The sequence below is a fragment of the Luteimonas sp. e5 genome (assembly GCF_054031035.1).
Genome location: NZ_JBSTRX010000001.1, coordinates 500,666 through 525,389 on the forward strand (window position 1 = coordinate 500,666; position 24,724 = coordinate 525,389).

Genomic DNA, 24,724 nt, shown 5'->3' on the forward strand with positions numbered 1-24,724 from the left:
CTTCACCTGCCGCGCTCCACCTGTGCCAGCACCGGCAGCATCTTCTCCTCGATGATCTGCGGGGTCAGCACGCCCACGTGCTTCCAGCGGATCATGCCCTGGCCGTCGATGAGGAAGGTTTCCGGCGCGCCGTAGATGCCGAAGTCCAGCGCGGTGCGGCCTTCGATGTCCTGCAGCACCATGAAATAGGGATTGCCGAGCTGCTCCAGCCAGCGCTTGGCGTCCTCGGGTTCGTCCTTCCAGTTGTAGCCGATCACGCGCAGGCGCTTGGTTTCGGCGAATGCGGTCAGTGCCGGGTGCTCGTCACGGCAGGCCACGCACCAGCTGCCCCAGACATTGAGCAGGAAGGGCGCGCCACGCAGCTCGCCCAGGGTCACGGTACGCCCGGGATCGAACAGGTCGGGCAGGGCGAATTCCGGCGCCGGCTTGTCGATCAGCGGCGAGGGCAGGGCGTCGCGGTCGGGGTTGCGGCTCATCCACACGCCGGCGGCCAGCAAGGCCAGCAGCAGCGCGAAGATGGCGAATGGCAGCCAGCGGTTGCTTTTCATTGGCCCGGATCCTCCTCGCGGTAACGGTAGAAGCGGCGATCGGCGGCGGTGACGAAGCCGCCCAGTGCAATCAGGATCGCGGCCAGCCAGATGAAGGCCATCATCGGCTTGCTGTGCACGCGCAGCGCCCAATGCCCATCGCCCAGCGGCTCACCCAATGCCACGTAGCGATCACGCAGCAGGCCGCCGTGCACTGCAGCCTCGGTCATCACCTGGCCGCCGCTGGCATAGCTGCGTTTTTCCGGGTGCAGCACCGCCATCTCGCGCCCGTCGCGGCTGAGCGTGACGCTGCCCAGTTCACTGATGTAGTTCGGGCCGCGTCGGCTTTCCACGCCGTCGAAGCGGTAGCTGTCGCCGTGCAGTTCGATGCTTTGACCGGGCGCCATGGCCAGTTCGCGCTGTTCATTGAGCGCGGCATTGAGCAGCGCGCCGGCGAGGAACAGGCCGACGCCGAAGTGGGCCAGTGCCATGCCGGCCATTTCCCGCGTCATGCGTCCGCTGCGGGCCAGGCGTTGCCAGGTGAAGTGGCCGGTGCCGGCCAGCACCCAGACCGCGGCCGCGACGCCGACGCCGGTCTTGAGCGCGCCCTGCGGTGCCAGCCACCAGGCCACGGCCCCGGCGACCAGCGCCAGCACCGCCCATGGCACGAGCGCAGCGATGACCGGCCGCGCCTGCTCACGTTGCCAGCGGGTCAGGGGGCCCAGCGGCAGCAGCAGCACCAGCGGTGCCATCAGCAGCAGGAACATCAGCGAGAAATAGGGCGGTCCGACCGACACCTTGCCGAGGTCGAGGGCATCGGCCAGCATCGGGTACAGGGTGCCGAGCAGCACCATCGCGGTGGCCACCGCCAGCAGCAGGTTGTTGATCAGCAGCAGCACCTCGCGCGAGAACGGCGCGAACGGGCGTGCTTCCGGCGTGGCCCCCGGCGCACGCAGCGCATACAGCAGCAACGAGCCACCGACCACCACGGCAAGGTAGCCGAGGATGAACAGGCCGCGCCCGGGATCGGCGGCGAACGCGTGCACGCTGGTGATCGCACCCGAACGCACCAGGAAGGTGCCGAGCAGGGACAGCGAGAAAGCGGCGATCGCCAGCAGCAGGGTCCAGCTGGCGAAGCTGCCGCGCTTTTCCGTGACCGCCTGCGAGTGGATCAAGGCGGCACCGACCAGCCACGGCATGAAGCTGGCGTTTTCCACCGGGTCCCAGAACCACCAGCCGCCCCAGCCCAGCTCGTAATACGCCCACCAGCTGCCCAGGCCGATGCCGAGGGTGAGGAAGCCCCATGCGATGTTGGTCCACGGGCGCGTCCAGCGCTGCCAGCGCACGTCGACGCGGCCATCGAGCAGGGCGGCGATGGCGAAGGCAAACGGCACCGCGAAGCCGACGTAGCCCAGGTACAGCATCGGCGGATGCAGGATCATGCCCGGATCCTGCAGCAGCGGGTTGAGGTCACGGCCTTCGAGCGCGGCCGGCAGCAGGCGCTCGAACGGATCACTGGTGAACAGCAGCAGTGACTGGAAGCCGACCGCGACGATGCCGAGCACACCGAGCACGCGCGCGACCACCGGCAGCGGCAGATGGCGCGAGAACGCCGCCACCGCAGCACTCCAGCCGGCCAGCACCAGCAGCCACATCAGCAGCGAGCCTTCGTGCGCGCCCCAGACCGCGGTGATGCGGTAGATCATCGGCAGCAGCGAGTTGCTGTTGGTGGCCACGTACAGCACCGAGAAATCGCTGCGCATGAAGGCGTGGGTCAGCACCGCGAAGGCGAACGCGATCAGCGCCAGTTGCGCATAGGCGGCGGGACGTGCCAGCGCCATCCAGTCGCTGCGGCCACGGTGCGCGCCCAGCAACGGCAGCACGCTCTGCAGCACTGCCACCAGCAGTGCCAGGCACAGCGCGAAATGGCCGAGTTCGGGCAGCATCAGTCGCTGCCGGCCTGGGCGTCATCGACGCCATGCTTGCGATGCGCCACGCCCATCTTGTCGGCGACTTCCTTCGGCATGTAGGTTTCGTCGTGCTTGGCCAGCACCTGCTCGGCCACGAACACGCCGTCCTGCATGCGGCCGGTGGCGACCACCGCCTGATCCTCGCGGAACAGGTCGGGCAGGATGCCGCTATACACCACCGGCAGCCGCGCATCCCCGTCATCGACCAGGAAGTGTGCTTCCATCGATCCGCTCTCGCGACGGAAGGAATCCTTGGCCACCATCCCGCCAAGACGGAAGCGTGCATGCTCGCCGGCTTCGCCGCGCAGCACTTCGCTCGGCGTGTACAGATAGGCGACATTGCGCTGCAATGCCATCGCACCGAGGGCCACCGCGATGGCGGCCCCGGCCAGGATCAGCAGGACATACATCAGGCGACGCTTGCGGACGGGATTCATCGACGTGACTCTCCTTGTGCCGTGCGCGCGGCACGGCGTTGCGCCAGTTGGCGGGCGGCGCGCAACGCGCGCGCGATCTGCAGGCGCGGCGCGAACCAGTCCCACAGCAGCATCAGGGCGAATACCGCATAGGCGGCGATGACGTATTCGCGATAATTCATGCGCGGGCCTCCGCAGCGCGGCGCACCCAGTCCTTGCCGGCCTCGCGGCGCAGGTTGTCGGCGCGGGCGCGCGCCAGCAGCGAGCCGACGAACCATACATGGGTACCCAGCGTCATCACCAGCAGCGGTGCCAGCATGCTCGAGTCCATGCTGGACTGGCCGAATACGCGGATGGTCTGCGCCTGGTGCAGCGAGTTCCACCACACCACCGAATAGCGGATCACCGGCAGCAGCGCCACGCCGACGATCGCCAGCAGGCAGGCGGCGCGCGCGGCGGCGCGGCGATCCTCGATCGCGTGGTACAGGCCGATCACGCCGAGGTAGAGGAACAGCAGGATGAGCTCGGTGGTCAGGCGCGGATCCCAGTCCCACCACGTGCCCCACATCGGCCGACCCCAGATCATCCCGGTCACCAGCGTGACCACGGTGAATGCGGCGCCGGGGGCGGCGCAGGCCATGGCCAGGATTTCGCACAGCTTGATGCGCCAGATGAGCGCGATGGCGGCATACAGCGCCATGCCGGCGAACACGCCCAGGCTCATCCACGCCGCCGGCACGTGGATGTAGAGGATGCGGAAACTGTCGCCCTGCTGGTAATCGGCCGGCACGTGGAAGCGCGTGCCCAGCGGGGCCAGCCAGTTCAGCGCCCAGGCCACGCCGAGCAGCATCACCGCCAAGCCCACGCCGTAGCACCACGGCGCCCAGCGCGCCGCGAAGCGATCGAAGTAGGGGGGCGAGCCGAGTTGGTGGAACCAGCGAACGAGGGGATTCATCGGGGCTTCGGGACAGGTCGGCACGCAGGCCGACGGGCTCGCGGCACGACCGCGCATCAGGGCTCAAAGGATAACAGCCGGCGACCCGGCAGTCGCGGTATGACAGATGGACGAACGCCCGCGGCGAGGCGGGCGTTCGCGGTGCCGGGCAGCCTGGCTGTCCGGCAAAACGGCGATCAGGCGATCACTTGACCGTCAGCGTGCCGTTCATCAGCGGCGCATGGCCGGGGAACGAGCAGAAGAACGAGAAGCCGCCATCGGCAATCTTCGACACTTCGAAGGTCACCGAGGTGCTCTCGCCGCCACCGATCATGCTGCTGTGCGCGATCACGCGCTCGTCGCCGGCCTTGACGTGGTCGGGCTGCACCGAGGCGCCATCGGCGGCGATGGCATTGATGTCACCGGTCTTGGCGATCACCACGTTGTGGCCCATCGCGGCCACCGGCATGGTGCCGACGTGCTTGAGGTTGATGGTGAATTCAGCGCAGCTGCTCGGCACGTCGATGTTCTTGGCGTTGAACTGCATGGCGTCGTTGCCTTCGAGGTCGAAGGAACATTCACCGCTGGCAGCTGCCGGGGCGGCGCTGTCGGTGGCCGGGGTTTCGGACGCGACCGGTTCGGCCGGTGCGGCTTCTGCCGGGGCAGCTTCGGCGGCCGGCTGCACCGGCTCGGCGGCCGGTTCGGCCGGCTTGCTGCAGGCGGTCAGGGCCAGCAGGACCGAAGCGGCGATCAGGGTGGATTGCAGTTTCATCGGGAATCTCCAGTACTTGGGAATATGCATGCCGGATGCGTGAGGCGGGATGGAGCAGCTGCCCCGTCGCGGACAACGTCATCCGTGCATGTCGGCGGCCATTGTCCTGCAACGGATGTTAGGAATTGGTTGATTTGGCTCAAGAGAACGACGATTTCCCGCCTCAGCCGCCACTGTGGGCGATGCGCAGGGCGGTCGCGGTGGTCGGCGGCGCCAGGACCAGCGCCGCGGCCAGTCCCGCGCCCAGCCACAGCAGTGCGCCACTGGGGTCGAGGCCCTGGCTGGCGGCAACCACCGAGCCGGCACCGAACACCAGTACCGGCACGTACAGCGGCAAGGCGAGCAGCGCCAGCAGGATGCCGGCGCGACGCATGCCGACGGTGAGCGCGGCCACCACCGCGCCGACCAAGCTCAGCAACGGCGTGCCCAGCGCCAGCGTCGCCAGCAACAGCGGTAGCTGCGCGCGCGGCAGGTGCAGCAGTTCGGCCAGCAGCGGCACCGCCAGCAACACCGGCAGCGCGGTGGTCAGCCAATGCCCGAACACGCGCACCGCGACCAGCCAGGACAGCGGCACCGGGGCCAGCAGCCACTGGTCGAGCGAGCCGTCCTCGGCATCGCTGCGGAACAGGCTGTCCAGGCTGAGCAGGCCCGAAAGCAGCACCGCCAGCCACAGCACCGCCGGCGCCACCTTGGCCAGCAAGGTCTTTTCATCACCCAGGCCAAGCGCGAACAGCACCACCACCAGCAGTGCGAACAGGGCCGGTTGCAGCGCATCACCGCGCCGGCGCCACAGCAGGCGCAGGTCGCGCAGCAGCATGGCGCGGGCGGCGGCGATCATGGCGCCGCCCCGTTGTCGGCGGTGTCCGCCGGCCATGTTGCGCGGCGCATCACCAGTTCACGGCTGCGCACCGGCGGTGCGGCATAGGCACCGTGGGTGGTCACCAGTGCCGCGCCGCCAGCATCAAGATGGTCGACGATCAGGCGGTTGACCAGTTCGATGCCGTCGAGGTCGAGGTTGGCATAGGGTTCGTCGAGCAACCACAGCGGGGCCGGCGAAAGCCATATTCGCGCCAGCGACAAGCGTTTCTTCTGTCCCGCCGAGAGCGTGCGCGCCAAGCTGTCCTCGTAACCGGCGAGCCCAACCTCGGCCATGGCCCCGGCCAGCGTGCGCTCGCTGCGCCGACCATGCAGATCGCACAGGAACTCGAGATTTTCCAGCGCGGAAAGATCGGCCTTGAATGCGGGCAGGTGGCCGAGATAGGCCATCGCATGGGCGCGGCCTTCGGCACCGGCCGGTTGCCCGTCGATCCGCAACTCCCCGTCCTCGCTGCGCAGCAGGCCGGCGAGGATGCGCAGCAGGGTGGTCTTGCCCACGCCGTTGTCGCCACGCAGCAACAGGGCTTCGCCGGCCTCGATGTGGAAATCCAGCGGGCCGAACAGCGGCTCCTCGTTGCGCGAGAACGCAAGGCCGTGGACGGCGAGCAGCGGCGGGACGGACGTGGATGGCACGGCGGACGACAGGCAATGGATGCGGCATCTTAACCGCCGCCGCGTACACTCATCCCAATCCCCAGATTGCAAAATCCGATGCAGAGCAAGCTTCCCAGGGTCGGCACCAACATCTTCAGCGTGATGTCGCAGCTGGCGCTGCAGCACGACGCGATCAACCTCGGCCAGGGCTTCCCGGATTTCCCTGCACCCGAACGCCTGATCGACGCACTGGCCCGCGCCATGCAAAGCGGTGACAACCAGTACGCGCCGATGACCGGCACCCCGGCGCTGCGCCAGGCGATCAGTGACAAGACCTTCGAGTGCTACGGCCATCGCCCGGACCCGGACACCGAGATCACCGTCACCAGCGGCGGTTCGGAGGCAATCTTCGACGCGGTGCAGGCAGTGGTGCGTGCCGGCGACGAAGTGATCGTGCTCGATCCCTGCTACGACTGCTACGAGCCGGCGATCGAGCTGGCCGGTGCGCGCGCGGTGCATGTGCCGCTGGATGCACGCAGCTTCGCGGTCGACTGGCAGCGCGTGCGCGAGGCGATCGGCGCCAAGACCCGCATGCTGATCTACAACACGCCGCACAATCCGTCGGGCGCGATGCTGGACGCGGACGACATGCGCGACCTGGCCTCGATCGTCGCCGATACCGGCATCTGGCTGATCGCCGACGAGGTCTACGAGCACATCGTGTACGACGGTGCGCGGCATGAATCGGCCCTGCGCCACGAGGCGTTGCGCGAGCGCGCCTTCGTCATTTCCAGCTTCGGCAAGACCTACCATTGCACCGGCTGGAAGGTGGGCTATGCCATCGCGCCGCCGGTACTCAGCGCCGAATTGCGCAAGGTGCACCAGTACAACACCTTCTGCACCTTCCATCCGGCGCAGACCGCGTTTGCCGAGATGATCCGCGAGGATCCCGCGCACCACCGCGACCTCGGCGCGTTCTACCAGCAAAAGCGCGACCGCTTCCGCCAGCAGCTCGAAACCACCCGCCTGCGCCCGTTGCCGGTGGCCGGCGGGTACTTCCAGTTGGTCGATTACGCCGCGGTGAGCGATCTCGACGACGCCGAATTCAGCCGCTGGCTGACCCGCGAGCATGGCGTCGCCGGTATCCCGCTCTCGCCGTTCTACGCCGAGCCGCCTGCGGGTCAGCGCCTGCTGCGGCTGTGCTTTGCCAAGAGCGAGGCGACCCTGGATGCGGCGATCGAGCGGCTGCAAAAACTCTGACGTGCGGGAACCGCAGGCCGCGGCTGCGGTCCAATCGGCATGAAGCCGGTCCAGCTCATCGCCGCCGTGCTCGCACTGGCCGTCGCAGCCTTGCTGACGGCGCTGTTTCTGCGCCCGCCGCAAGCGCGGCCGGGCCCACCTGAGGGAGTGAATGAAATGCAGGATGAATCACCGTACATCGTGTTCGGCATGGGCTGCTTCTGGGGCGCGGAAAAGCGCATGGCGGCGATTCCGGGCGTGATCGACGTCGAATCGGGCTATGCCAATGGCGATGCGCGCGAAGCCGGCTATCAGGACGTGCTGGCGCTGGAGCGCGAGATCCAGAGCGGCCGCTCCAGCGCACGCAACCATGCCGAAGTGGTCAAGGTGCGTTTCGATCCGGCGCGCGTCGATCTGGGCAGCCTCCTCGTCGCGTTCTGGGAGAACCATGACCCGACCCAGGCGGACGGGCAGGGCAACGACATCGGCAGCAATTACCGCAGCGCGATCTACACCACCACCGAGGAACAAGCACTGCTGGCGCGGCAGACCCGCGACACCTACCAGCAGGCGCTGACGCGCGCCGGCTACGGCCCGATCGTGACCGAGATCGAGCCGCTCAAGCACTACCTGCGTGCCGAGGAATATCACCAGGATTACCTGGTCAAGAACCCCGACGGCTATTGCGGCCTCGGTGGCACCGGCGTGGCCTATGCACTGGATGCCGCCGCTGGGCAAGGCCATGCCGCGCTCGATCCCGCCACGCTCGATGCGAGCCGTCAGCTGGTGGTGTTCGAAGCGGAGGGCTGCCCGTATTGCGAGCGCTTCCGTGCCGACGTGCTTGATCATTGGCAGTCCGAGGTCGCGGTGGCGACGACGCTTTCGCCGCAGCCGCCGCAGGGCTGGACGCTCGACAAGGCGCTGTTCGCCACGCCGACCATGGTGCTGTTCGAGCAGGGCCGCGAAGTGGCGCGCTATACCGGCTATGACGGCGAGACGCAGAAGTTCTGGCGCTGGCTGGGCTTCCACCTGCTCAGCCCGGAGCAGCGCCGCATCGCCTTCGAGCAGGGCACCGAGATCCCCGGCAGCGGCCTGCACCTGGATGAAACCCGTCCCGGTACCTATGTCGATCCGCTCACCGGCGCGCCGCTGTTCCGCTCCGATGCCAAGTTCGAAAGCGGCAGCGGCTGGCCGAGCTTCTTCAACCCGGTACCGGGCGCCCTGCAGATGCGCGAGGACACCAGCCACGGCATGCGCCGCGTCGAGGTGCTCTCGGCCAGCTCCGGCATCCACCTGGGGCATGTGTTCGATGACGGCCCGCCGCCCACCGGCAAGCGTTACTGCATCAACGGCAACGTGCTGAAGTTCGTCCCCGACGAACCCTGAGCCAATGCTCGGGCAGCACCGTGCGTGGCCCGCGTCTGGGCGATAATCCGGGCATGAACGAACTTCGAGTCTCCTTGGTCCAGGGCGATACGCGCTGGCACGACCCGCACGCCAATCGCGCCTACTATGCCGAACTGATCGCACCGCTGGCCGGCGCCAGCGACCTCGTGGTGCTGCCGGAAACCTTCACCAGCGGCTTTTCCAACGACGCCATCGACGATGCCGAAGGCATGGACGGCGCCAGCGTGGCATGGATGCGCGAGCAGGCGGCCCGGCTCGATGCCGCGGTCACCGGCAGCCTGCAACTGCGCGTTGGCGAAGCGGTGTTCAACCGCATGCTCTTTGCCATGCCCGACGGCCGCCTGGTGCATTACGACAAGCGCCACCTGTTCACCTTCGCCCGAGAACACGAGCGTTACGCCGCCGGCCGCGAGCGGCTGACGCTGGACTGGCGCGGCTGGCGCATCTGCCCGCTGGTCTGCTACGACCTGCGCTTCCCGGTGTTCGCTCGCAACCGCTGGGATGTCGAGTGCAAGGACGACGCCGATTACGACCTCGCGTTGTTCGTCGCCAATTGGCCGGCGGTGCGCGCACATGCGTGGAACACCCTGCTGCGTGCCCGCGCGATCGAGAATGTCTGTTTCGTCGCCGGCGTCAACCGCGTCGGCCGCGACGGCAACGGCCACGACTACAGCGGCGACAGCGCGCTGATCGATTTCCAGGGCGCCAGCGTGCGCGAATGCGGCGGTGGCGAACGCGTGGTCACCGCCACGCTGGAGCGCGATGCGCTGCATGCCTTCCGCCAGCGCTTCACCGCGCTGCGCGACGGTGATCGTTTCAGCATCGCCGCGGACTGATCGCCGCACGGGCGAACATGGCTCGCGCACGAGCAACGCGCGGAAAGCCGGGCATCATGCGGTGCATGCGGCCCCGGGGGTGACGTGACGCAGGACTGCGGGCGCATCGAGCCGACCATGGACCGAAGCAAGACACAGGGGACGGATAATGAAAAAGCGACGTTGCATTGCGGGGATGCTCACCCTCGTGCTGGCAGCGTGTGTCAGTGGCCCGGAGTACTCTGCCGACAGCCCCAAGGTGCTTGTGAAGCCGACTTGCGTGGCCTGGATCAAGGAGGGTGCGAGTGAAGAAGAGCGGGGGGATGCTCATGATGTATGCGGCGCCGAAATTCAAGAGTTCAGAGCCCGAACTGGAAAGGGAGTGGGAACTCGCGAGAGGTCAGACTTCTACACGGATTGCATGTGCCGGCAAGGCTTTCGTTTCCATAAGGACCAGCGCAGGGTTTGCCCGCCGGATGCAGTCGATGAAGGAGGGTACTCCGATGGTCATGCAGGCTCTTGATGCAGGTGGTCGATGAAGCGCGATAGCAGGGGAAGCCTGGCCTATTGGAATGAGTGGGTAGAGTTTTCTGAGGAGCGGATTGACAAAGTTGAGAAGATTCTTCAGCAGCCAGCGGTCAACGCCAGCTACGAACCTCAGTACGTGCGTGATTACGCATGGAAGCGGTTGCTCTTGATGTTGCAGTACTACTCTGCTGGTGCCCCGACGAAACCTTTGCGCCGGTATTTTCCAGGGCTCCTGGATAACTGGGAGGAGGCAGAGGCTTTGGGTAAAGATGTATGGAGTGAGCATGAGCAGAGGTTGCGTCATGATTGGTCGCTTAATCTTCACCACTACATGGACTGCTTCTGGCTAACGGGCTTGGCTCTGGCGTTGGAAGTTCCTGATGACCAGTGGAATCGCCTGGTGGCGCTGATGGGCAATGAAGGAAAGGATGCGCTGCTGGATCGCGTCATCGGCAGCAGGCAGGCCGGGCGGCGTGTTGGACCTGATCTCTGTTTCCCGAAGGCGTACGCTGGCCTGTTGGATGTCGTCAACGCCAATGCGCAAGATGCGCCTTTGCTGTTGCGTCGCTATGTGGATGGTTGGTTCAAAAGCCTCAGGAATTCGGGGAATAAGAAAGTCGAGCGTTATCTGCGAACGCCGTACTGGTATGAATATGGCGATCAAAACTTTGAGGGGGGTGCCTATTTCGGTCGCTGGTGCATCGAGGCGGTTGCCGTCGTCAAGGCGTTCAATATCGACGACACGTTGTGCCTGGATCATCCCAACTATCCCGGCGATCTGATTCAAGACGGCCGCTCTCCACGTTATCCCGATTGAGGGGGTGGGTCGAGTGGAGGCAGTTCAGTGCGGGAAGGTGAATGCCCTCGTACATTAACGCGGACAAGTGGGAGTGGATGATGCGCAGTGATTATCATGGGATGTATCGCAGTTTGCAACGCAGGTTGTGGGAGCTGGGCGCATCTCTCATCAGTGAGCATGAGCTTGATGCCACGTTTTCTCTCAGGTCGGGATGGGTTTTGACGTTCGTTTGCGAGAAATACTATGGCCCCGGCTTCATGTTGACACTGCGGCCTCCGGGTGAAAATCTTGAATATTCAATCAGCGCTCTCATGGATATTTTCTCGCGTCGGAAGCGCGTGGATTATGGTTTGCCCACAATAGATCATCAGATTGATTTTGTGATTCGGGAGAGTGATACCATATTTGGTGATCGCGAATTCTATGAGGATGACTACAGGCGATTGAATGATTGTTATGAGTTCCGGGGCGGAAACAATATCTCCGGATAACAGACGGAGGCTGGCCCATCAGTACATGACGCGGCAACTTGAGCGTGTCGTGTCGATGTGGCAGCCGGGGCTGCCTGCTGCCGGCTTGGCAATGTTGCTGTCAATGCGGCGACAAGTGTGGCTGATTGGAGGTGGATGGTGAAAAATCCCGTTGAGCAACAGAAATTGCTGATAAACAAGCTTTATTTGCTGATGCTGGACAGCCTGGGCGAGAGGCATGACTCAGCCAATTGTCGTTTCTCACATGCCGTCATTGCCTCGGTCTGCGGTACGAGGCTGATTGGATCCTGACTCGCACGCGCAATATCGGATGAAGGTTTCGTCATGCCTTCGCCGAACGCTTCCCCCGGGGTGTCCGGGCCATGCCTTTCCCGGGCTTGCCATTCACCAGGTGGGCGAGAGCATGATTCGCGGCGTGATGCACGCGCCATCTCGGCAGCGGTACCCAACTGGAGAGGGCGCGCGGTTCAACGGCTTCGGAGCATTTCCAGCTGCGCGCCTTGGTGTGGATGAAGCGCGCAGCGGCATCTGCCTGAGCGGGGCGGGGTGCCGACCGCAGAGGCGAGATGCCGGGGTTGCCGGCTACAGGCTGCGCAGCACGGTGCCGGCCAGCAGCATGCCGAAGGCGATGGTCATCATCCAGAAGGCATAGGGTGCGGCGGCGGGGAACCAGCCGAGGCGGCCGGCAAGCGCCAGTGCGCCGATCAGCACGGCGATGATCCAGGTGGCGAAGGCGGGTGCGGTCAGGCGCATTGGCGGAATCCGTGGGGCAAGCGGGTCAGAAGCTGATGAACAGGCCGCCGTTGACCGGCAGGTTGGCGCCGGTGATGAAGCCGGCGTCGTCGGCGGCGAGGAAGGCCACCGCGCGGGCGATTTCCGCCGGCTGCCCGAGGCGGCCGACCGGCACCTGTTCGACGATGCGGGCGCGGATGTCGTCGTTCATCGCCATCACCAGCGCGGTTTCGCAGTAGCCGGGGGAGATCGAGTTCACGGTGACGCCCTTGCGTGCCACCTCGCGCGCCAGTGCCATGGTGAAGCCGTGCAGGCCGGCCTTGGCCGCGGAGTAGTTGGTCTGGCCGAACTGGCCGGTCTGGCCATTGACCGAGCTGATGTTGATGATGCGGCCGAAGCCGCGCGCGCTCATGCCCTCGACCACCTGGCGGCTGAGGTTGAAGGCACCGCCAAGGTTGATGTCGATCACCGCCTGCCACTGCGCCGGATCCATCTTGCGCAGGGTGGTATCGCGGGTGATGCCGGCATTGTTGACCAGGATGTCGATGCTGCCGAACGTGTCCTCCACGTCGCGGGCGAACGCCTGGCAGGCGTCGAAATCGGCCACGTCCAGGGTCCGGTACTCGGCATCATGTCCGCTCAGTGCAGTCTCGAAGGCCTCGATGCGTTCGGGCGTGGCGTGGATGTCGGCGGCGATCACCTTGCAGCCGGTTTGGGCGAGTGATTGGCAAATGGACACGCCCAAGCCGCCCAGTCCGCCGGTGACCACCGCCACCCGGCGTTGGGAATTCGTGTTGTGCATGCTCATTTCCCGCGCTTGCCGCCCGTCTTGTTGCCGCCCTTGCCATCGCCGTCAGTTCCCTGGCCGGCCATGAACTTCTGGAACTGCGCCCACATGTCCAGGTTGCGCTCGGCCATCTGGTTCATCACGTCCCAGGGCGATTGCCCCATCAGGCCGCCAAGCTGCTGGCGGAACTGGTTCTGCTGTTCGAGGAACAGCGCCATCGAGCGTTCCAGATAATCGCCCATGAAGCCCTGCATCGAATCACCGTAGAAACGGATGATCTGCGAGAGCAGCTGGGTCGAGAGCAGCGGTTCGCCTCCCTGCTCCTGCTCGGCGATGATCTGCAGCAGCACCTGGCGGGTCAGGTCTTCGCCGCTCTTGGCGTCGCGTACTTCGAAGTCCTCGCCATCGAGGATCAGCTGGCGCACGTCCTCCACCGTGATGTAGCTGGAGATCTCCGTGTCATACAGCCGGCGATTGGGATATTTCTTGATGATTCGCGTACCCATGGGCGCGTCCCCTGTGGAATGACACCAGCATGGCGCAGCGCAGCACGCGACGCAAGGGCGCGGGGAACGCGCAGGGAACCGGGAAACGAGGAACGCGTGCTTCAGCCGACCGCTTTCAGCGGCCGGACCGTTGCTTCAACTGGTTCCTCGTTCCTCTTCCCTCGTTCCTCCGCCTGTCACCAGCCCATGTGGTGGCCACCGTTGATGTCGAGGTTGCAGCCGGTGATCCAGCCGGCGCGCTCGTCGGCCAGGAAGCCGACGCCATAGGCGATCTCCTCGGGTGTTCCGAGGCGCCCGGTGGGAATGTCGGCGACGATCTTGGCGCGCACCTCTTCGGGCACCGCCATCACCATGTCGGTGGCGATGTAACCGGGCGAGATGGTGTTGACGGTCACCCCGTTGCGCGCGTTCTCGCGTGCCAGCGAAATGGTGAAGCCGTGCATGCCGGCCTTGGCCGCCGCATAGTTGGCCTGGCCGTACTGGCCCTTGAGCCCGTTGATCGAGCTGATCTGGATGATGCGACCCCATTTGCGCTCGCGCATGCCCTCGATCACCGGGCGGGTGACGTTGAAGCACGAGTTGAGGTTGGTGTTGATCACGTCATTCCACTGCTCGGGCTTCATCTTGTGGAAGGTGCCGTCGCGGGTGATGCCGGCATTGTTGACCAGGATGTCGATCGGGCCGAGCTTGTCCTCGACCTCCTTGACCATGGCCTCGGCCTCGGCGGTGGAGGTGACGTCGCCCTTGACCATGAGCACGTCATAGCCATCGGCCCTCATCTTCTCCGCCCATGGCTTGGCGCGTTCTTCGCTGCGGAAGTTGGTGGCCACCTTGTGGCCCATGTCGGCCAGCTGCTTGATGATGGCGGTACCGATGCCGCCAGTGCCACCGGTAACGAATGCCACGCGCGTTGTCATGGAAGACCTGCCTTTTTCTGTGACGGTGGTTTGATTCTAGGCAGGCCACATGAAAAACATGTTGTGCGCTGCGGCGAGATCATTCCGCCTGCCACGGCGTCGCAGGTATCCGTGCCGGTCGGAAGGCGGGCAGGGCACGACGCAGGAAGTCCTGCGCATTGCGCGCTCCCAGCACGGCATGTTCGGCCTGGCCGAGGACATGCCATGCCATGCGCAGCGCCGGCAGCGGATCGTCGCCATCCAGCGGCAGCGCGGCCAGCGACTTGGACAGCTTGCGTCCCTCGGCATCGAGCGCCAGCGGCAGATGCACGTAGCGCGGCGTGGGCAGGCCGAGCAGGCGCTGCAGCAGGATCTGCCTCGGCGTGGAATCGAGCAGGTCGGCGCCACGCACCACTTCGCTGATGCCCTGCGCGGCATCATCGACCACCACCGCGAGCTGGTAGGCCCAGAATCCATCGGCCCGCCGCAACACGAAATCGCCGGCTTCAAGATCCAGCCGCGACGTCTGCGGCCCGTGCACCTCATCGACGAATTCGATGCAGGTGCCGTCGGCGACGCGCAGGCGGATCGCCGGGGTTTCGCGCTGCCTGCTGCTCACGCATGCACGGTGCACGCCGCCGGCCTGCTCCAGTTCGCTGCGGCTGCAATGGCAGGCGAATGCGAGCCCGGCTTGCTGCAAGCGATCCAGCGCGGCCTGGTACAGCGCACCCCGCGTGGACTGGCGTACCACCTCGCCGTCATGGTGCAGACCGAAACGCTGCAACGTTTCGATCTGTGCCCGTGCCGCGCCGGGTACTTCGCGTGCGCGATCCACGTCCTCGATGCGCAGCCACCATTCGCCGCCCTGCACGCGTGCATGCAGCCAGCTGCCGAGCGCGGCCAGCAGCGAGCCGAAGTGCAACGGCCCGGTCGGCGAGGGCGCGAAACGTCCGCGCACGCGGGGTTCACTGGCGGTGTGCGCAGGCATCGCGGCCAGTGTCACGGAAACGTCCCCGCAGATGGGGTTCAATGGCTTCGGTGGCGCTCGTCATGTTGCATTCAATGCAGGCTGCCCATATTTTCCCTTCAGCTCAATCTTTTTACGGATTTCCCGATGTTCAAGCGAATCACTCTTTTCCTCGCCACCAACCTGGCGGTACTGGTGCTGCTCGGCATCATCATGAACGTGGTGCTGCCGTTGTTCGGCATCCGCCTGGGCAACATGGGCGGATTGCTGGTGATGGCGACCCTGTTCGGCTTCGGCGGCTCGTTCATCTCGCTGATGATGTCGAAGTGGATGGCCAAGCGCTCCACCGGCGCGCATGTCATCACCGAACCGCGCAACGAGGTCGAGCAGTGGCTGCTGACCACGGTGCAGCGTCAGGCGCAGGCGGCCGGCATCGGCATGCCCGAGGTGGCGATCTACGACGCCCCGGAAATCAACGCCTTCGCCACCGGCGCCAATCGCAATGCCGCGCTGGTGGCCGTCTCCACCGGCCTGTTGCGTGCGATGGACCGCGACCAGGCCGAAGCGGTGCTCGGTCACGAGGTCAGCCACGTCGCCAATGGCGACATGGTCACCATGGCCCTGTTGCAGGGCGTGCTCAACACCTTCGTCATCGTGCTGGCACGCGTGGTCGGGCGTGCCATCGACGGCATGCTCTCGGGAGGTCGCGATGCCCCGGGCTTCGCCTACTACGGCATCGTGCTGGTGCTGGATCTGGTGTTCGGCCTGTTCGCCAGCATGATCGCGATGTGGTTCTCGCGCCATCGTGAGTTTCGCGCGGACGTCGGCGGCGCCACCCTGGCCGGTCGCCAGAAGATGATCTCGGCGCTGGAACGGCTGGCGCTGAACCAGGGCGAGAACACGCTGCCCAAGCAGATCGCCGCGTTCGGCATCAGTGGCGCGCTCGGCCACGGCATGCGCCGCCTGCTGCTCAGCCACCCGCCGCTGGAAGAGCGCATCCAGGCCCTGCGCAATGCGCGTCTGGACAGTGATTCGGTGCGCCAGGGCGTCGTTGCCTGAGCCGCATCGCCAGCGTGATCGGAAAGGCCGGGGACATCCCCGGCCTTTTCATGTGCCCAATGGCGCGACGGCTCAGTAGTTGCCGCTCATCGAGTCGCCCACCGGGGCGATGAAGTCGCCCTGCATCAGGGCCACGCCATCGGTATAGAGCATGGTCATGCTGCCGGCATCGGCCACGCCATCGGCGATGCAGGCGACGGCATGTTCCCGCGCCTGGGCGACGATTTCGCGTACCCGTTCGCGGTTCTCCCCGGAGCTCGCGTAGGCTTCGATCAGTTCGCCATGCAGCTTGACGTAATCGGGCTTGAGGTGGCTCAGCAATTGCTGGGAATTGAGGCCGATGCCGAACTCCGAGATGCAGAAGCCGGCACCGAGTGCACGCACCACTTCGACCAGGCGCTGCGTGGGACGCAGGTTGGTGAACACCTTCGATTCGGGCAGCTCCAGCACCAGTGACTGCGCCGACAGTCCCGATTCGGCCAGCAGGCGGCGCAGGTCCTCGCCCAGGTCGTCCTGTTCGAGGGTGCGTGGCGAAAGTTCCACCATCACCCGTGGCGCCGTGCCGGCGCCGGCCAGCTCGCGACCGGCCGCCAACGCCCGGCGCAGGGTCCAGTGGTCGACAGCGGCTGCGAGGCCATGTTCCTCGGCCAGCGGCATGAACTGTGCCGGCAGGATCGGATGACCATCGCTGCCCGGCAGTCGCGGCAGGGCCTCGAAGAAGATCTGGGATTGGTCCTCGAGGTTGGCGATGGCCTGCCAGGCGAGGGTGAGTTGATCGTTCTCCACCGCATCGCGCAGGTGCGCGACGTGTGCGCGCACGCGTTCGCTCGCGACCCGTTCGTCGGCGCTGGGGTCGAAAATCTCGACCCGGTTGCCGCCCATGCCGGCGGCGGTGTGCAGGCTTTCGTTCGCCTTGGCCAGCACCTGCGCCACCTGCGCGATGCGCTCGCCGATCTGCACACCGCCGATGCTGACGGTCGCACTGAGGCTTGCATGTGCGGTTTCCAGCACCGCGTCCTGAAATGCGGCGCGCAGGCGCTCGGCGCTGGCCGCGGCGTTGGCGTAATCGCTGCCCGGCAGCAGCACCGCATAGCTGTTGGCATCCATGCGCGCGATGTCGGCGTTCGCATCGGACGCTTGGCGCAGGCGCTCGGCGATGGCAGCGGCCAATGCATCGATGTTGTCGAGGCCGACCTGCCGTTCCAGTTGCGCGGCATTGTCCGGCTCGATCAGCAGCAAGGCGTGCTGGCGGCCTTCGGTCGCGGTTTCACCCACGCGCTGTTCCAGATGATGCAGCAGCGTCTGGCGGTTGAGCAGACCGGTCGCCATGTCGCGGCGACGCAGCTCCTCGACTTCCCGGGCCAGCGCGGGGTCGCTTTCCTGGCGCCGGATGATCACCTGGATGCACGGCTCGCCTTCGTACTTGGCCTGGGCGAACTCCATCACCGCGGGGAAGTTTCCGCCGTCGGCATCGCGTGCCTCCAGTTCGTAGCGCGGCGGCGGCGGCTCGCCACGCGCGATCTCCTTGAGCAGGCGCTTGAAATCGGCGACATGCGCTGGTGCCACCATGTCCAGCAGGGACATGCCTTCGATGTCCTCGAACGCCGCGTAGCCGAACATGTCGAGATAGGCGCTGTTGGCGCGGATGTACATGCCTTCATGCACGTAGGCGATCGGGTCGCGCGAGGACTCGATCAGCGAATCGCAGCGGCGTTCGGTTTCGCGCAGTTGAGCCTGCAGCCGGCGCATGCCGCGGCGTGCGTCGAGGTCGTCGTATTCGCGCTCGATCACGCTACGCAAATGGTCGAACTCCCCGCGCACCACCAGCGCGCGGGCGCCACTGGCACTCAGCTGCAGCACGGTGGCGGTGTCGACCACTTCCAGTTCCACCAGCACCGGCAGGTCGCGACCGCCCGCCGCCGCCAGCTGCAGCAATGGCTGCACTTCGACGGCGCTGTCCGCGGCGGCGAGCAGGATCAGGTCGAAAGGTTGTGCCGCGAGCAGTTCGCTCACGGCGGCAAGGTCATCGGCACGCGAAGGGCGGATCGCCATGCCTGCGTTGCGCAGGTTGCTGACGACCGCTTGGGCGGCCTCGGCATCCTGGTTGACGATCAGCAGGCGAATCGTCGCGTCGGGGCCTGTATGCATGCGGATCTCCGGGCAGTGCGCACGGTGGGGAAGAGGGTGTGTTGCTATGGGGCGCCACTATATCGAAGCAGGCCCCGGCCCGCGCTCACGACACGTGGTCGCCGGCCAGCAGCGGCCGCTTGCCGCTGTCGCCGGCCACTTCGCGCACCAGCCGTGGCACGAGATAACCCGAAAGCCGGGCAGAAAGCTCGCGGTGCAGCTCCAGCGCGCGCGCATCGTCCACCTCGAAATGGGCGGTGCCCTGCACGCGGTCGAGCTGGTGCAGGTAGTACGGCAACACGCCGGCGGCAAAGCCGCGTTCGCACAGCGCGGCCAGCGCCTGCACCGAGTCGTTCACGCCGCGCAGCAGTACCGCCTGGTTGAGCAGGTGGGCGCCGGTCGCACGCAGGCGGGCGAGGGCGGCATCGACCTCGGCATCGAATTCCTGCGCATGGTTGGCATGAATGACGAAGGCGACCGGCCACGGCAACGATGCCAGCCAGGCGCCGAATTCATCGTCGATGCGCGCCGGCAATACCACCGGCAGCCGCGAATGGATGCGCAAGCGCTTGAGGTGCGGGATTTCGCCGAGCCGGGCAGTGAGTTCGGCCAGCTTGGGCGTGGCCAGCGACAGCGGATCGCCGCCGGAGAGGATCACTTCCTCGATCGATTCGTCCTCTGCGATCACCTGCAATGCTGCGCTCCAGCCACCACGGCCCGCGCTTTCGTCGGCGTAGGGAAAATGGCGGCGGAAGCAGTAGCGGCAATTGATCGCGCAACTGCCGCTGGCGATCAGCAGTGCGCGTCCGCGGTACTTGCGGATCACCCCGGTCGCGGCCCGCGCCGCGCCATCGCCGACCGCGTCCAGCGCGAAACCCGGCACCAGGCGTTCCTCGTCGTCCAGCGGCAGGACCTGGCGCAGCAACGGATCGGCCGCATCGCCACGACGCATGCGTGCGACGAAGGCCCGCGGCACGCGCAGCGGGAACTGCGCCGTCGCCGCATCCGACAGGCGTGGCTGCAGCCGCTCCAGATCGAGCAGAGCAAGCAGTTCGGCCGGTTCGCGCACGGCATCGCGCCATTGCGCCTGCCAGCCGTCGGGCTGCATGGCGAGGGGGGCAGCAGGTATCATGGGAGGTCATTTTAAACGCCGCCGCGGCGGCCAGTCAGGAGCAGGTGGATGGCCACTTTGGGCATGAACGACGTCAAGAACGGGCAGAAGATTCTGGTCAACAACGATCCGTGCGTGATCACCGAGACCGAATACGTCAAGCCCGGCAAGGGCCAGGCCTTCACCCGGGTCAAGTACCGCAACATCAAGAGCGGTCGGGTGCAGGAAATCACCATGAAGGCCACCGACTCGCTGGAAGTGGCCGACGTGATGGACACCGACATGCAGTACCTGTATTCGGACGGCGAATACTGGCATTTCATGAATCCGGAGAACTTCGAGCAGGTGCAGGCCGATGCCGCCGGCATGGGCGGTGCGGAAAAGTGGCTCAAGGGCGAGGAAGAGTGCGTGGTCACGCTGTGGAATGGCGTGCCGATCGCGGTGCAGCCGCCGAACTTCGTCGAGTTGCAGATCGTCGATACCGACCCCGGCCTGCGCGGCGACACCTCCGGTGGCGGCGGCAAGCCGGCGACGCTGGAAACCGGCGCCGTGGTGCGCGTGCCGCTGTTCGTCGGCAACGAGGAAGTGATCAAGGTCGACACCCGCAGCGGCGAATACGTCAGCCGGGTGAAGTAAGCCGGGCATTGGCACCCCGACAGGGTGCCCGATGCTCGCGGGCCGACACTGCAGCCCCGTCCTGCGCAGGTCCTGCGGGGATGTCCGGATCGATCCATGCCGGACGCCTGGGTTCCCGCCGGCACCGCGCGTGGATCGTGCGTCAACGCGATCAGGCAAAATAGGCGCATGAGCGAGAACAGCCCTCCGCACGCCTGCGACCTGCTGATCGAAGCCGCGCACGTGATTCCGGTGGTGCCGCATGGCGCCGTGCTGGATGAGCATGCCGTGGTCATCGATGGCGGGGTGATCATCGACTTGCTGCCGCAGCAGCAGGCGCGTGCCCACTATGCACCGCGGGAAACCGTTTCGCGCCCGCATTCGGTGCTGATTCCGGGTCTGGTCAATGCGCATGCGCACAACCCGATGACGCTGATGCGCGGCGTCGCCGACGACCTGCCGCTCAAGGCCTGGCTGCAGAAGCACATCTGGCCGATCGAGGCGGCCGTGATCGGGCCGGAATTCGTGGCCGATGGCTGCACCCTCGCGATCGCCGAGATGCTGCGCGGCGGCACCACCTGCGTCAACGAGAACTATTTCTTCCCCGACGTGCAGGCGTTGACCTACAAGCGCCATGGTTTCCGCGCACGGGTGGGATTGCCGGTGATCGACTTCCCCACCGCCTGGGCGCGCGATGACGACGAGTATTTCGAACGCGCCGGCGAAGTGCACGACCAGTGGCGCAGCGATGCCCTGGTGCGCACCGCGTTCGCCCCGCATGCGCCGTACACGGTCAACGATGCCAACTTCGAGCGGGTGCGCATGCTGGCCGACCAGCTGGACATCCCGGTGCACCTGCATCTGCACGAAACCGCGCAGGAGGTGCAACAGTCGATCGAGCAGTTCGGCCTGCGCCCGATCGCGCGCCTCGACCGCCTCGGCCTGATCAACGACCGCCTGATCGCGGTGCACATGACCCAGCTGGAGCCGGCGGAGATCGAATTGTGTGCCGAGCGCGGGGTCAGCGTGGTGCATTGCCCCGAATCCAACCTCAAGCTGGCCTCCGGCTTCTGCCCGGTGTGCGCGCTCGCCGGGGCCGGCGTCAATCTCGCCATCGGCACGGATGGTGCGGCCAGCAACAACGACCTCGACATGATCGGCGAAACCCGTACCGCCGCCTTGCTGGCAAAGGCGGTGGCGCAGGATGCCGCCGGCTTCAGTGCCGCCGAGGCGCTGCATGCCGCGACCCTGGGCGGTGCGCGCGCGATGGGCATGGATGACCTCGTCGGCAGCCTCGAGCCGGGCAAGCAGGCCGACATCGCCTGCATCGATTTCGACAATATCGAGGGCCAGCCGATGTTCGAGGCGATCTCGCAGCTGGTCTATGCCGGCAGCCGCCACCAGGTCAGCGATGTGTGGATCGCGGGACGGCACAAGCTCGACCAGCGCCGTCTGGTGGATATGGACGAAGCCGCGATCATCGCCAATGCACGGCGCTGGCGCGAGCGCATCGCTGCCATCGACATCGCCGCCTGAACTTGCCACGCCGCCGCCGCGACACCGGAGAACCGCATGTCCCAAGCCCGATCCAATGTCCGCCAATCCGAACTGCACAAGTTCGGCGCACTGGCCAACCGCTGGTGGGATGCCGATGGCCCGCAGAAGGCGTTGCATGCGCTGAATCCGGTGCGTCTGGCCTATGTCGCCGAGCGCGTCGAGCTGGCCGGCGCCAAGGTGCTGGACGTTGGCTGCGGTGCCGGCCTGCTGTCCGAAGCACTGGCCGCGGAGGGCGCACGGGTGACCGCGATCGACCTGGCCCCGGAGCTGATCGAGGTCGCCGAATTGCACCAGCTCGAAGCCGGGTTCGGCATCGATTACCGGCTGCAGTCGGTGGAATCGCTAGCGGACGAAGTTCCGGGCAGCTTCGATGCGGTCACCTGCATGGAAATGCTCGAGCACGTGCCGGATCCGGCCAGCGTGATCCGTGCCTGTGCACGCCTGCTGAAACCGGGCGGACGGCTGTTCGTCTCCACCCTCAACCGCACCCCGGCCGCCTTCGCGCTCGCCATCGTCGGTGCCGAGTATGTGGCCCGCCTGCTGCCCAAGGGCACCCACCAGTACCGCGATTTCATCAAGCCCGCGGAACTGGCGGCGATGCTGCGTGCCGCGGGGCTGGACTTGGAGGACGTCAGCGGCGTGATGTACGAGCCCTGGCGCAATTCGGCGCGGTTGAGCTCGCGCACCGAAGTGAATTACCTGGTGGCGGCAGTCAAGACGTGAGCCGGGCACGTCGTTTTCCCGAGGTCGTGCTGTTCGACCTCGATGGCACCCTGCTCGACAGTGCGCCCGACATGCTGGCCACGGTCAACGTGATGCGCGCCCGGCGCGACATGCCGCCGATGACGCTGGCCGCGATCCGTCCGTTCGTCTCGCGTGGTGCGCGGGCGATGAGTGGTGCCGCTTTTCCCGCCTGGGGCGAGGACGAGATCCTCGCCGCGGTGCCGGAATTCCTCGATGTCTACGCCGGCGAGCTCGGCAGGCATGGCGCGCCGTTCGCCGGCATCGAGGAACTGTTGCGCGCGATCGAGGACGATGGCGGGCGCTGGGGCATCGTGACCAACAAACCCGAGGGCCTGGCGCGCGATCTGTTGCCGATGCTCGGCTGGGAGCAACGCTCGTCGATCCTTGTCGGTGGCGACAGTCTCGCCGAGCGAAAGCCGCATCCCTTGCCGCTGCTGCACAGTGCGAATGAACTGGGCGTCAGTCCTGCGCAATGCGCCTACGTCGGCGATGACCGGCGCGACATCCAGTCCGCGCGTGCGGCCGGAATGCCATCCATCGTTGCGCTGTGGGGCTATCGCATGGCCGACGACGACCCGGCCGCCTGGGGCGGTGACGTGCTGGTGGCCGAGCCGGCCGACCTGCTGCATGCCGAGGCCTGGCCGTGAGTGCAGCTGTCGCCGAGGCTGCCAGCTTCATCGACAAATGGCGTCGCGATTGGCCCGAATGGGGCATCGCCCGGGTGTTCGTGCCGCCGGCACAGCGCGAGCTTGCCGAAGCCTGGTTCAGCCTGCTGCGGGAGTGGACCGAGGCGGCGACCACCGCCGAGCCGGCGCCGGGGCTGGCCAAGCTGGCCTGGTGGCAGGAGGAATTGCGTGGCTGGGCCAAGGGCGCGCGTCGCCATCCGCTGGGCGCGGTGCTGCAGCATCGACAGGCCGATTGGGCCGCGCTGGCGGATGCGCTGCCGCTGCTGGCCCGCCGCGAGGAGGGTGGCGATGCCGATGCGCTGACGCGGCTGGCGAGCGTGATCGAGGGCTGCGAGCGCGGGCTGTTCGCGGAAGATCGTGAGGGTCGCGCGGCGGTCGCGCAGGCACTCGGCGAGGCGCTCGGCGCGGCGTCGGCGGACAGCGCGGAGCGTGCCGGTGGCGGCACCCGGCCACGCCGGATCATCAATGCGCTGCTCGCCGAGCGGCGCCGACGCGGGCAGAGCGTTGCACCATGGGCAACACTGCGTTGCGCCTGGCGCGCTGCCCGCGACTGACCCCGCCGTTACACTATGCGGCCGATTCGCATTCAGCGCCCATGTTGATGTCCGTTTCCGCCCGCCTGCCAGATGTTGCCCACGATTCCGCCCATGCCGCGCGCCGGCTGGACTGGGTCGGCATGGACGGCATCGCGCTGCCGTTGGGACTGGCTGACGGGCTGCGGGTGGCGGCACGGGCCGACGTCGCGGTCAGCCTCGACGATGAGCAGAAGCGCGGCATCCACATGTCGCGGCTGTATCTGCGGCTGCAGGAAATGCTGCCCGATGCGACGCTGCGGGCGGCGGAACTGGATGCCTTGATGGCTTCGTTGATCGAATCGCAGCGCGGCCTCGCGCAGCATGCACGCCTGCGTCTGGCCTGGGATCACCTGCTGCTGCGTCCAGCCCTGGTCAGTGACAATCACGGCTGGAAGCGCTACCCGGTGCACCTGGAACTGGAGCACGATGGGTCGACGTTGCACGCCTGGCTGCAGCTGGAGGTGGAATATTCCAGCACCTGTCCGGCTTCGGCGGCGCTCTCGCGCCAGGTCAATGCCGAAGCCTTTGCCGAACGCTTCGGCAGCGACATGGTCGATCCCGAGGCGGTGCGCGCATGGCTGGCTTCGGCCGAGGGTCAGGCGGCCACGCCGCACGCACAGCGCAGCGTGGCGCGGGTGCGCGTCGAACTGCTGCCCGGCTTCGGCGAAGTCCCGGTGAAGGCGCTGGCGGACGCGCTCGAAGCGGCGCTGGCGACGCCGGTGCAGACCGCAGTCAAACGCGAGGACGAGCAGGCCTTCGCCCGTGCCAATGCCGAGAACCTGATGTTCTGCGAGGATGCCGCGCGCCGTGTGGCGCAGGCACTTTCAGGCCTGTCCTGGGTGCGTGGCTGGCAGGCACGGGTGGCGCATCTGGAAAGCCTGCACGCGCATGACGCGGTGGCGGAAGTTTCCGGCCGCAATTGATTTCCGCGCATCCGCGCCATCGTGCGCGGCTTGCCAGCGACTTTCCGCGATGAAATGCCGGCCTCAAGCCG

The 24,724-nt window shown here is 66.4% G+C and carries 27 protein-coding genes; 12 read left to right on the top strand and 15 right to left on the bottom strand.

Annotation, left to right across the window (positions count from 1 at the left end; genetic code table 11):
- Positions 1-2: 2 nt before the first annotated feature.
- The 8 genes from ACW11F_RS02475 to ccmA form a co-directional block, all read right to left on the bottom strand.
- Positions 3-548 (bottom strand): DsbE family thiol:disulfide interchange protein, encoded by a 546-nt coding sequence (locus ACW11F_RS02475; RefSeq protein WP_456995329.1) that lies wholly within the window; start codon positions 546-548, stop codon positions 3-5.
- Positions 545-2,473, bottom strand: a complete 1,929-nt coding sequence (locus ACW11F_RS02480) for a heme lyase CcmF/NrfE family subunit (protein WP_456995330.1) — start codon at positions 2,471-2,473, stop codon at positions 545-547. Before ACW11F_RS02480 ends, ACW11F_RS02475 begins: the two co-directional genes overlap by 4 nt.
- The gene (ccmE, locus tag ACW11F_RS02485) at positions 2,473-2,934 is read right to left on the bottom strand and encodes a cytochrome c maturation protein CcmE (RefSeq protein WP_456995331.1); all 462 of its coding nucleotides are present in this window, start codon (positions 2,932-2,934) and stop codon (positions 2,473-2,475) included. The genes ACW11F_RS02480 and ccmE overlap by 1 nt, the downstream gene beginning before the upstream one ends.
- Positions 2,931-3,095 carry a heme exporter protein CcmD gene (locus ACW11F_RS02490; protein ID WP_456995332.1) on the bottom strand — a complete coding sequence of 55 codons (165 nt, stop codon included), beginning with the start codon at positions 3,093-3,095 and terminating at the stop codon, positions 2,931-2,933. The genes ccmE and ACW11F_RS02490 overlap by 4 nt, the downstream gene beginning before the upstream one ends.
- Complete coding sequence (ccmC, locus tag ACW11F_RS02495; RefSeq protein ID WP_456995333.1) at positions 3,092-3,868, bottom strand: heme ABC transporter permease CcmC; 777 nt, start codon at positions 3,866-3,868, stop codon at positions 3,092-3,094. The genes ACW11F_RS02490 and ccmC overlap by 4 nt, the downstream gene beginning before the upstream one ends.
- Before the next feature lie 184 nt (positions 3,869-4,052).
- Positions 4,053-4,619: an azurin gene (azu, locus tag ACW11F_RS02500; protein ID WP_456995334.1), complete on the bottom strand. Its 567-nt coding sequence runs from the start codon at positions 4,617-4,619 to the stop codon at positions 4,053-4,055.
- Positions 4,620-4,782: 163 nt separating this feature from the next.
- The gene (gene ccmB / locus ACW11F_RS02505; RefSeq protein WP_456995335.1) at positions 4,783-5,457 is read right to left on the bottom strand and encodes a heme exporter protein CcmB; all 675 of its coding nucleotides are present in this window, start codon (positions 5,455-5,457) and stop codon (positions 4,783-4,785) included.
- Complete coding sequence (ccmA, locus tag ACW11F_RS02510; RefSeq protein WP_456995336.1) at positions 5,454-6,128, bottom strand: heme ABC exporter ATP-binding protein CcmA; 675 nt, start codon at positions 6,126-6,128, stop codon at positions 5,454-5,456. Before ccmA ends, ccmB begins: the two co-directional genes overlap by 4 nt.
- A 78-nt stretch (positions 6,129-6,206) precedes the next feature.
- On the opposite strand from ccmA, the gene ACW11F_RS02515 reads away from it, so the two are divergent.
- From ACW11F_RS02515 to ACW11F_RS02535, 5 genes are all read left to right on the top strand, one after another.
- Positions 6,207-7,349 carry a pyridoxal phosphate-dependent aminotransferase gene (locus ACW11F_RS02515; protein WP_456995337.1) on the top strand — a complete coding sequence of 381 codons (1,143 nt, stop codon included), beginning with the start codon at positions 6,207-6,209 and terminating at the stop codon, positions 7,347-7,349.
- Positions 7,350-7,505: 156 nt separating this feature from the next.
- A complete protein-coding gene (gene msrA, locus ACW11F_RS02520; RefSeq protein WP_456995338.1) occupies positions 7,506-8,714 on the top strand; it encodes a peptide-methionine (S)-S-oxide reductase MsrA in 1,209 nt (402 codons plus the stop codon).
- A 53-nt stretch (positions 8,715-8,767) separates the two neighbouring features.
- Positions 8,768-9,571 (top strand): amidohydrolase, encoded by an 804-nt coding sequence (locus ACW11F_RS02525; protein ID WP_456995339.1) that lies wholly within the window; start codon positions 8,768-8,770, stop codon positions 9,569-9,571.
- Positions 9,572-10,085: 514 nt separating this feature from the next.
- Positions 10,086-10,895, top strand: coding sequence for a PoNe immunity protein domain-containing protein (locus ACW11F_RS02530; protein ID WP_456995340.1), 810 nt, complete (start codon positions 10,086-10,088; stop codon positions 10,893-10,895).
- A gap of 80 nt (positions 10,896-10,975) precedes the next feature.
- Entirely contained in the window at positions 10,976-11,368 is a 393-nt protein-coding gene (locus ACW11F_RS02535; RefSeq protein ID WP_456995341.1) for a hypothetical protein, read from the top strand.
- 582 nt (positions 11,369-11,950) lie between these two features.
- On the opposite strand, the gene ACW11F_RS02540 is transcribed toward ACW11F_RS02535, so the two are convergent.
- The 5 genes from ACW11F_RS02540 to gluQRS form a co-directional block, all read right to left on the bottom strand.
- Positions 11,951-12,121 carry a hypothetical protein gene (locus ACW11F_RS02540; RefSeq protein WP_456995342.1) on the bottom strand — a complete coding sequence of 57 codons (171 nt, stop codon included), beginning with the start codon at positions 12,119-12,121 and terminating at the stop codon, positions 11,951-11,953.
- A 25-nt stretch (positions 12,122-12,146) separates the two neighbouring features.
- A complete protein-coding gene (gene phbB / locus ACW11F_RS02545) occupies positions 12,147-12,902 on the bottom strand; it encodes an acetoacetyl-CoA reductase (protein WP_456995343.1) in 756 nt (251 codons plus the stop codon).
- A gap of 2 nt (positions 12,903-12,904) precedes the next feature.
- Positions 12,905-13,393 (bottom strand): polyhydroxyalkanoate synthesis repressor PhaR, encoded by a 489-nt coding sequence (gene phaR / locus ACW11F_RS02550; RefSeq protein WP_456995344.1) that lies wholly within the window; start codon positions 13,391-13,393, stop codon positions 12,905-12,907.
- Positions 13,394-13,569: 176 nt separating this feature from the next.
- Positions 13,570-14,310, bottom strand: coding sequence for an acetoacetyl-CoA reductase (phbB, locus tag ACW11F_RS02555; RefSeq protein WP_456995345.1), 741 nt, complete (start codon positions 14,308-14,310; stop codon positions 13,570-13,572).
- A gap of 79 nt (positions 14,311-14,389) precedes the next feature.
- Complete coding sequence (gluQRS, locus tag ACW11F_RS02560; protein ID WP_456995346.1) at positions 14,390-15,277, bottom strand: tRNA glutamyl-Q(34) synthetase GluQRS; 888 nt, start codon at positions 15,275-15,277, stop codon at positions 14,390-14,392.
- Positions 15,278-15,403: 126 nt separating this feature from the next.
- Here gluQRS and htpX point away from each other — a divergent pair, with 126 nt between their 5' ends.
- Complete coding sequence (gene htpX / locus ACW11F_RS02565) at positions 15,404-16,315, top strand: protease HtpX (RefSeq protein ID WP_456995347.1); 912 nt, start codon at positions 15,404-15,406, stop codon at positions 16,313-16,315.
- A gap of 72 nt (positions 16,316-16,387) precedes the next feature.
- Here the strand turns inward: htpX and ACW11F_RS02570 are convergent, their stop codons facing one another.
- Positions 16,388-18,463, bottom strand: coding sequence for an EAL domain-containing protein (locus ACW11F_RS02570; protein WP_456995348.1), 2,076 nt, complete (start codon positions 18,461-18,463; stop codon positions 16,388-16,390).
- 85 nt (positions 18,464-18,548) lie between these two features.
- Complete coding sequence (epmB, locus tag ACW11F_RS02575) at positions 18,549-19,574, bottom strand: EF-P beta-lysylation protein EpmB (RefSeq protein ID WP_456995349.1); 1,026 nt, start codon at positions 19,572-19,574, stop codon at positions 18,549-18,551.
- Between the two features lie 48 nt (positions 19,575-19,622).
- On the opposite strand from epmB, the gene efp reads away from it, so the two are divergent.
- The 6 genes from efp (at position 19,623) to folE2 (ending at position 24,653) form a co-directional block, all read left to right on the top strand.
- On the top strand, positions 19,623-20,189 hold the full coding sequence (gene efp / locus ACW11F_RS02580; protein ID WP_456995350.1) for an elongation factor P: 567 nt from the start codon (positions 19,623-19,625) through the stop codon (positions 20,187-20,189).
- A 168-nt stretch (positions 20,190-20,357) separates the two neighbouring features.
- A complete protein-coding gene (locus tag ACW11F_RS02585) occupies positions 20,358-21,704 on the top strand; it encodes a TRZ/ATZ family hydrolase (protein WP_456995351.1) in 1,347 nt (448 codons plus the stop codon).
- A 36-nt stretch (positions 21,705-21,740) separates the two neighbouring features.
- Positions 21,741-22,448, top strand: a complete 708-nt coding sequence (gene ubiG / locus ACW11F_RS02590; protein WP_456995352.1) for a bifunctional 2-polyprenyl-6-hydroxyphenol methylase/3-demethylubiquinol 3-O-methyltransferase UbiG — start codon at positions 21,741-21,743, stop codon at positions 22,446-22,448.
- The gene (gene gph, locus ACW11F_RS02595) at positions 22,445-23,116 is read left to right on the top strand and encodes a phosphoglycolate phosphatase (protein ID WP_456995353.1); all 672 of its coding nucleotides are present in this window, start codon (positions 22,445-22,447) and stop codon (positions 23,114-23,116) included. Before ubiG ends, gph begins: the two co-directional genes overlap by 4 nt.
- On the top strand, positions 23,113-23,709 hold the full coding sequence (locus ACW11F_RS02600) for a phytoene/squalene synthase family protein (RefSeq protein ID WP_456995354.1): 597 nt from the start codon (positions 23,113-23,115) through the stop codon (positions 23,707-23,709). The genes gph and ACW11F_RS02600 overlap by 4 nt, the downstream gene beginning before the upstream one ends.
- Before the next feature lie 47 nt (positions 23,710-23,756).
- Positions 23,757-24,653, top strand: a complete 897-nt coding sequence (gene folE2, locus ACW11F_RS02605; RefSeq protein ID WP_456995355.1) for a GTP cyclohydrolase FolE2 — start codon at positions 23,757-23,759, stop codon at positions 24,651-24,653.
- The last annotated feature ends 71 nt before the right edge of the window (positions 24,654-24,724 follow it).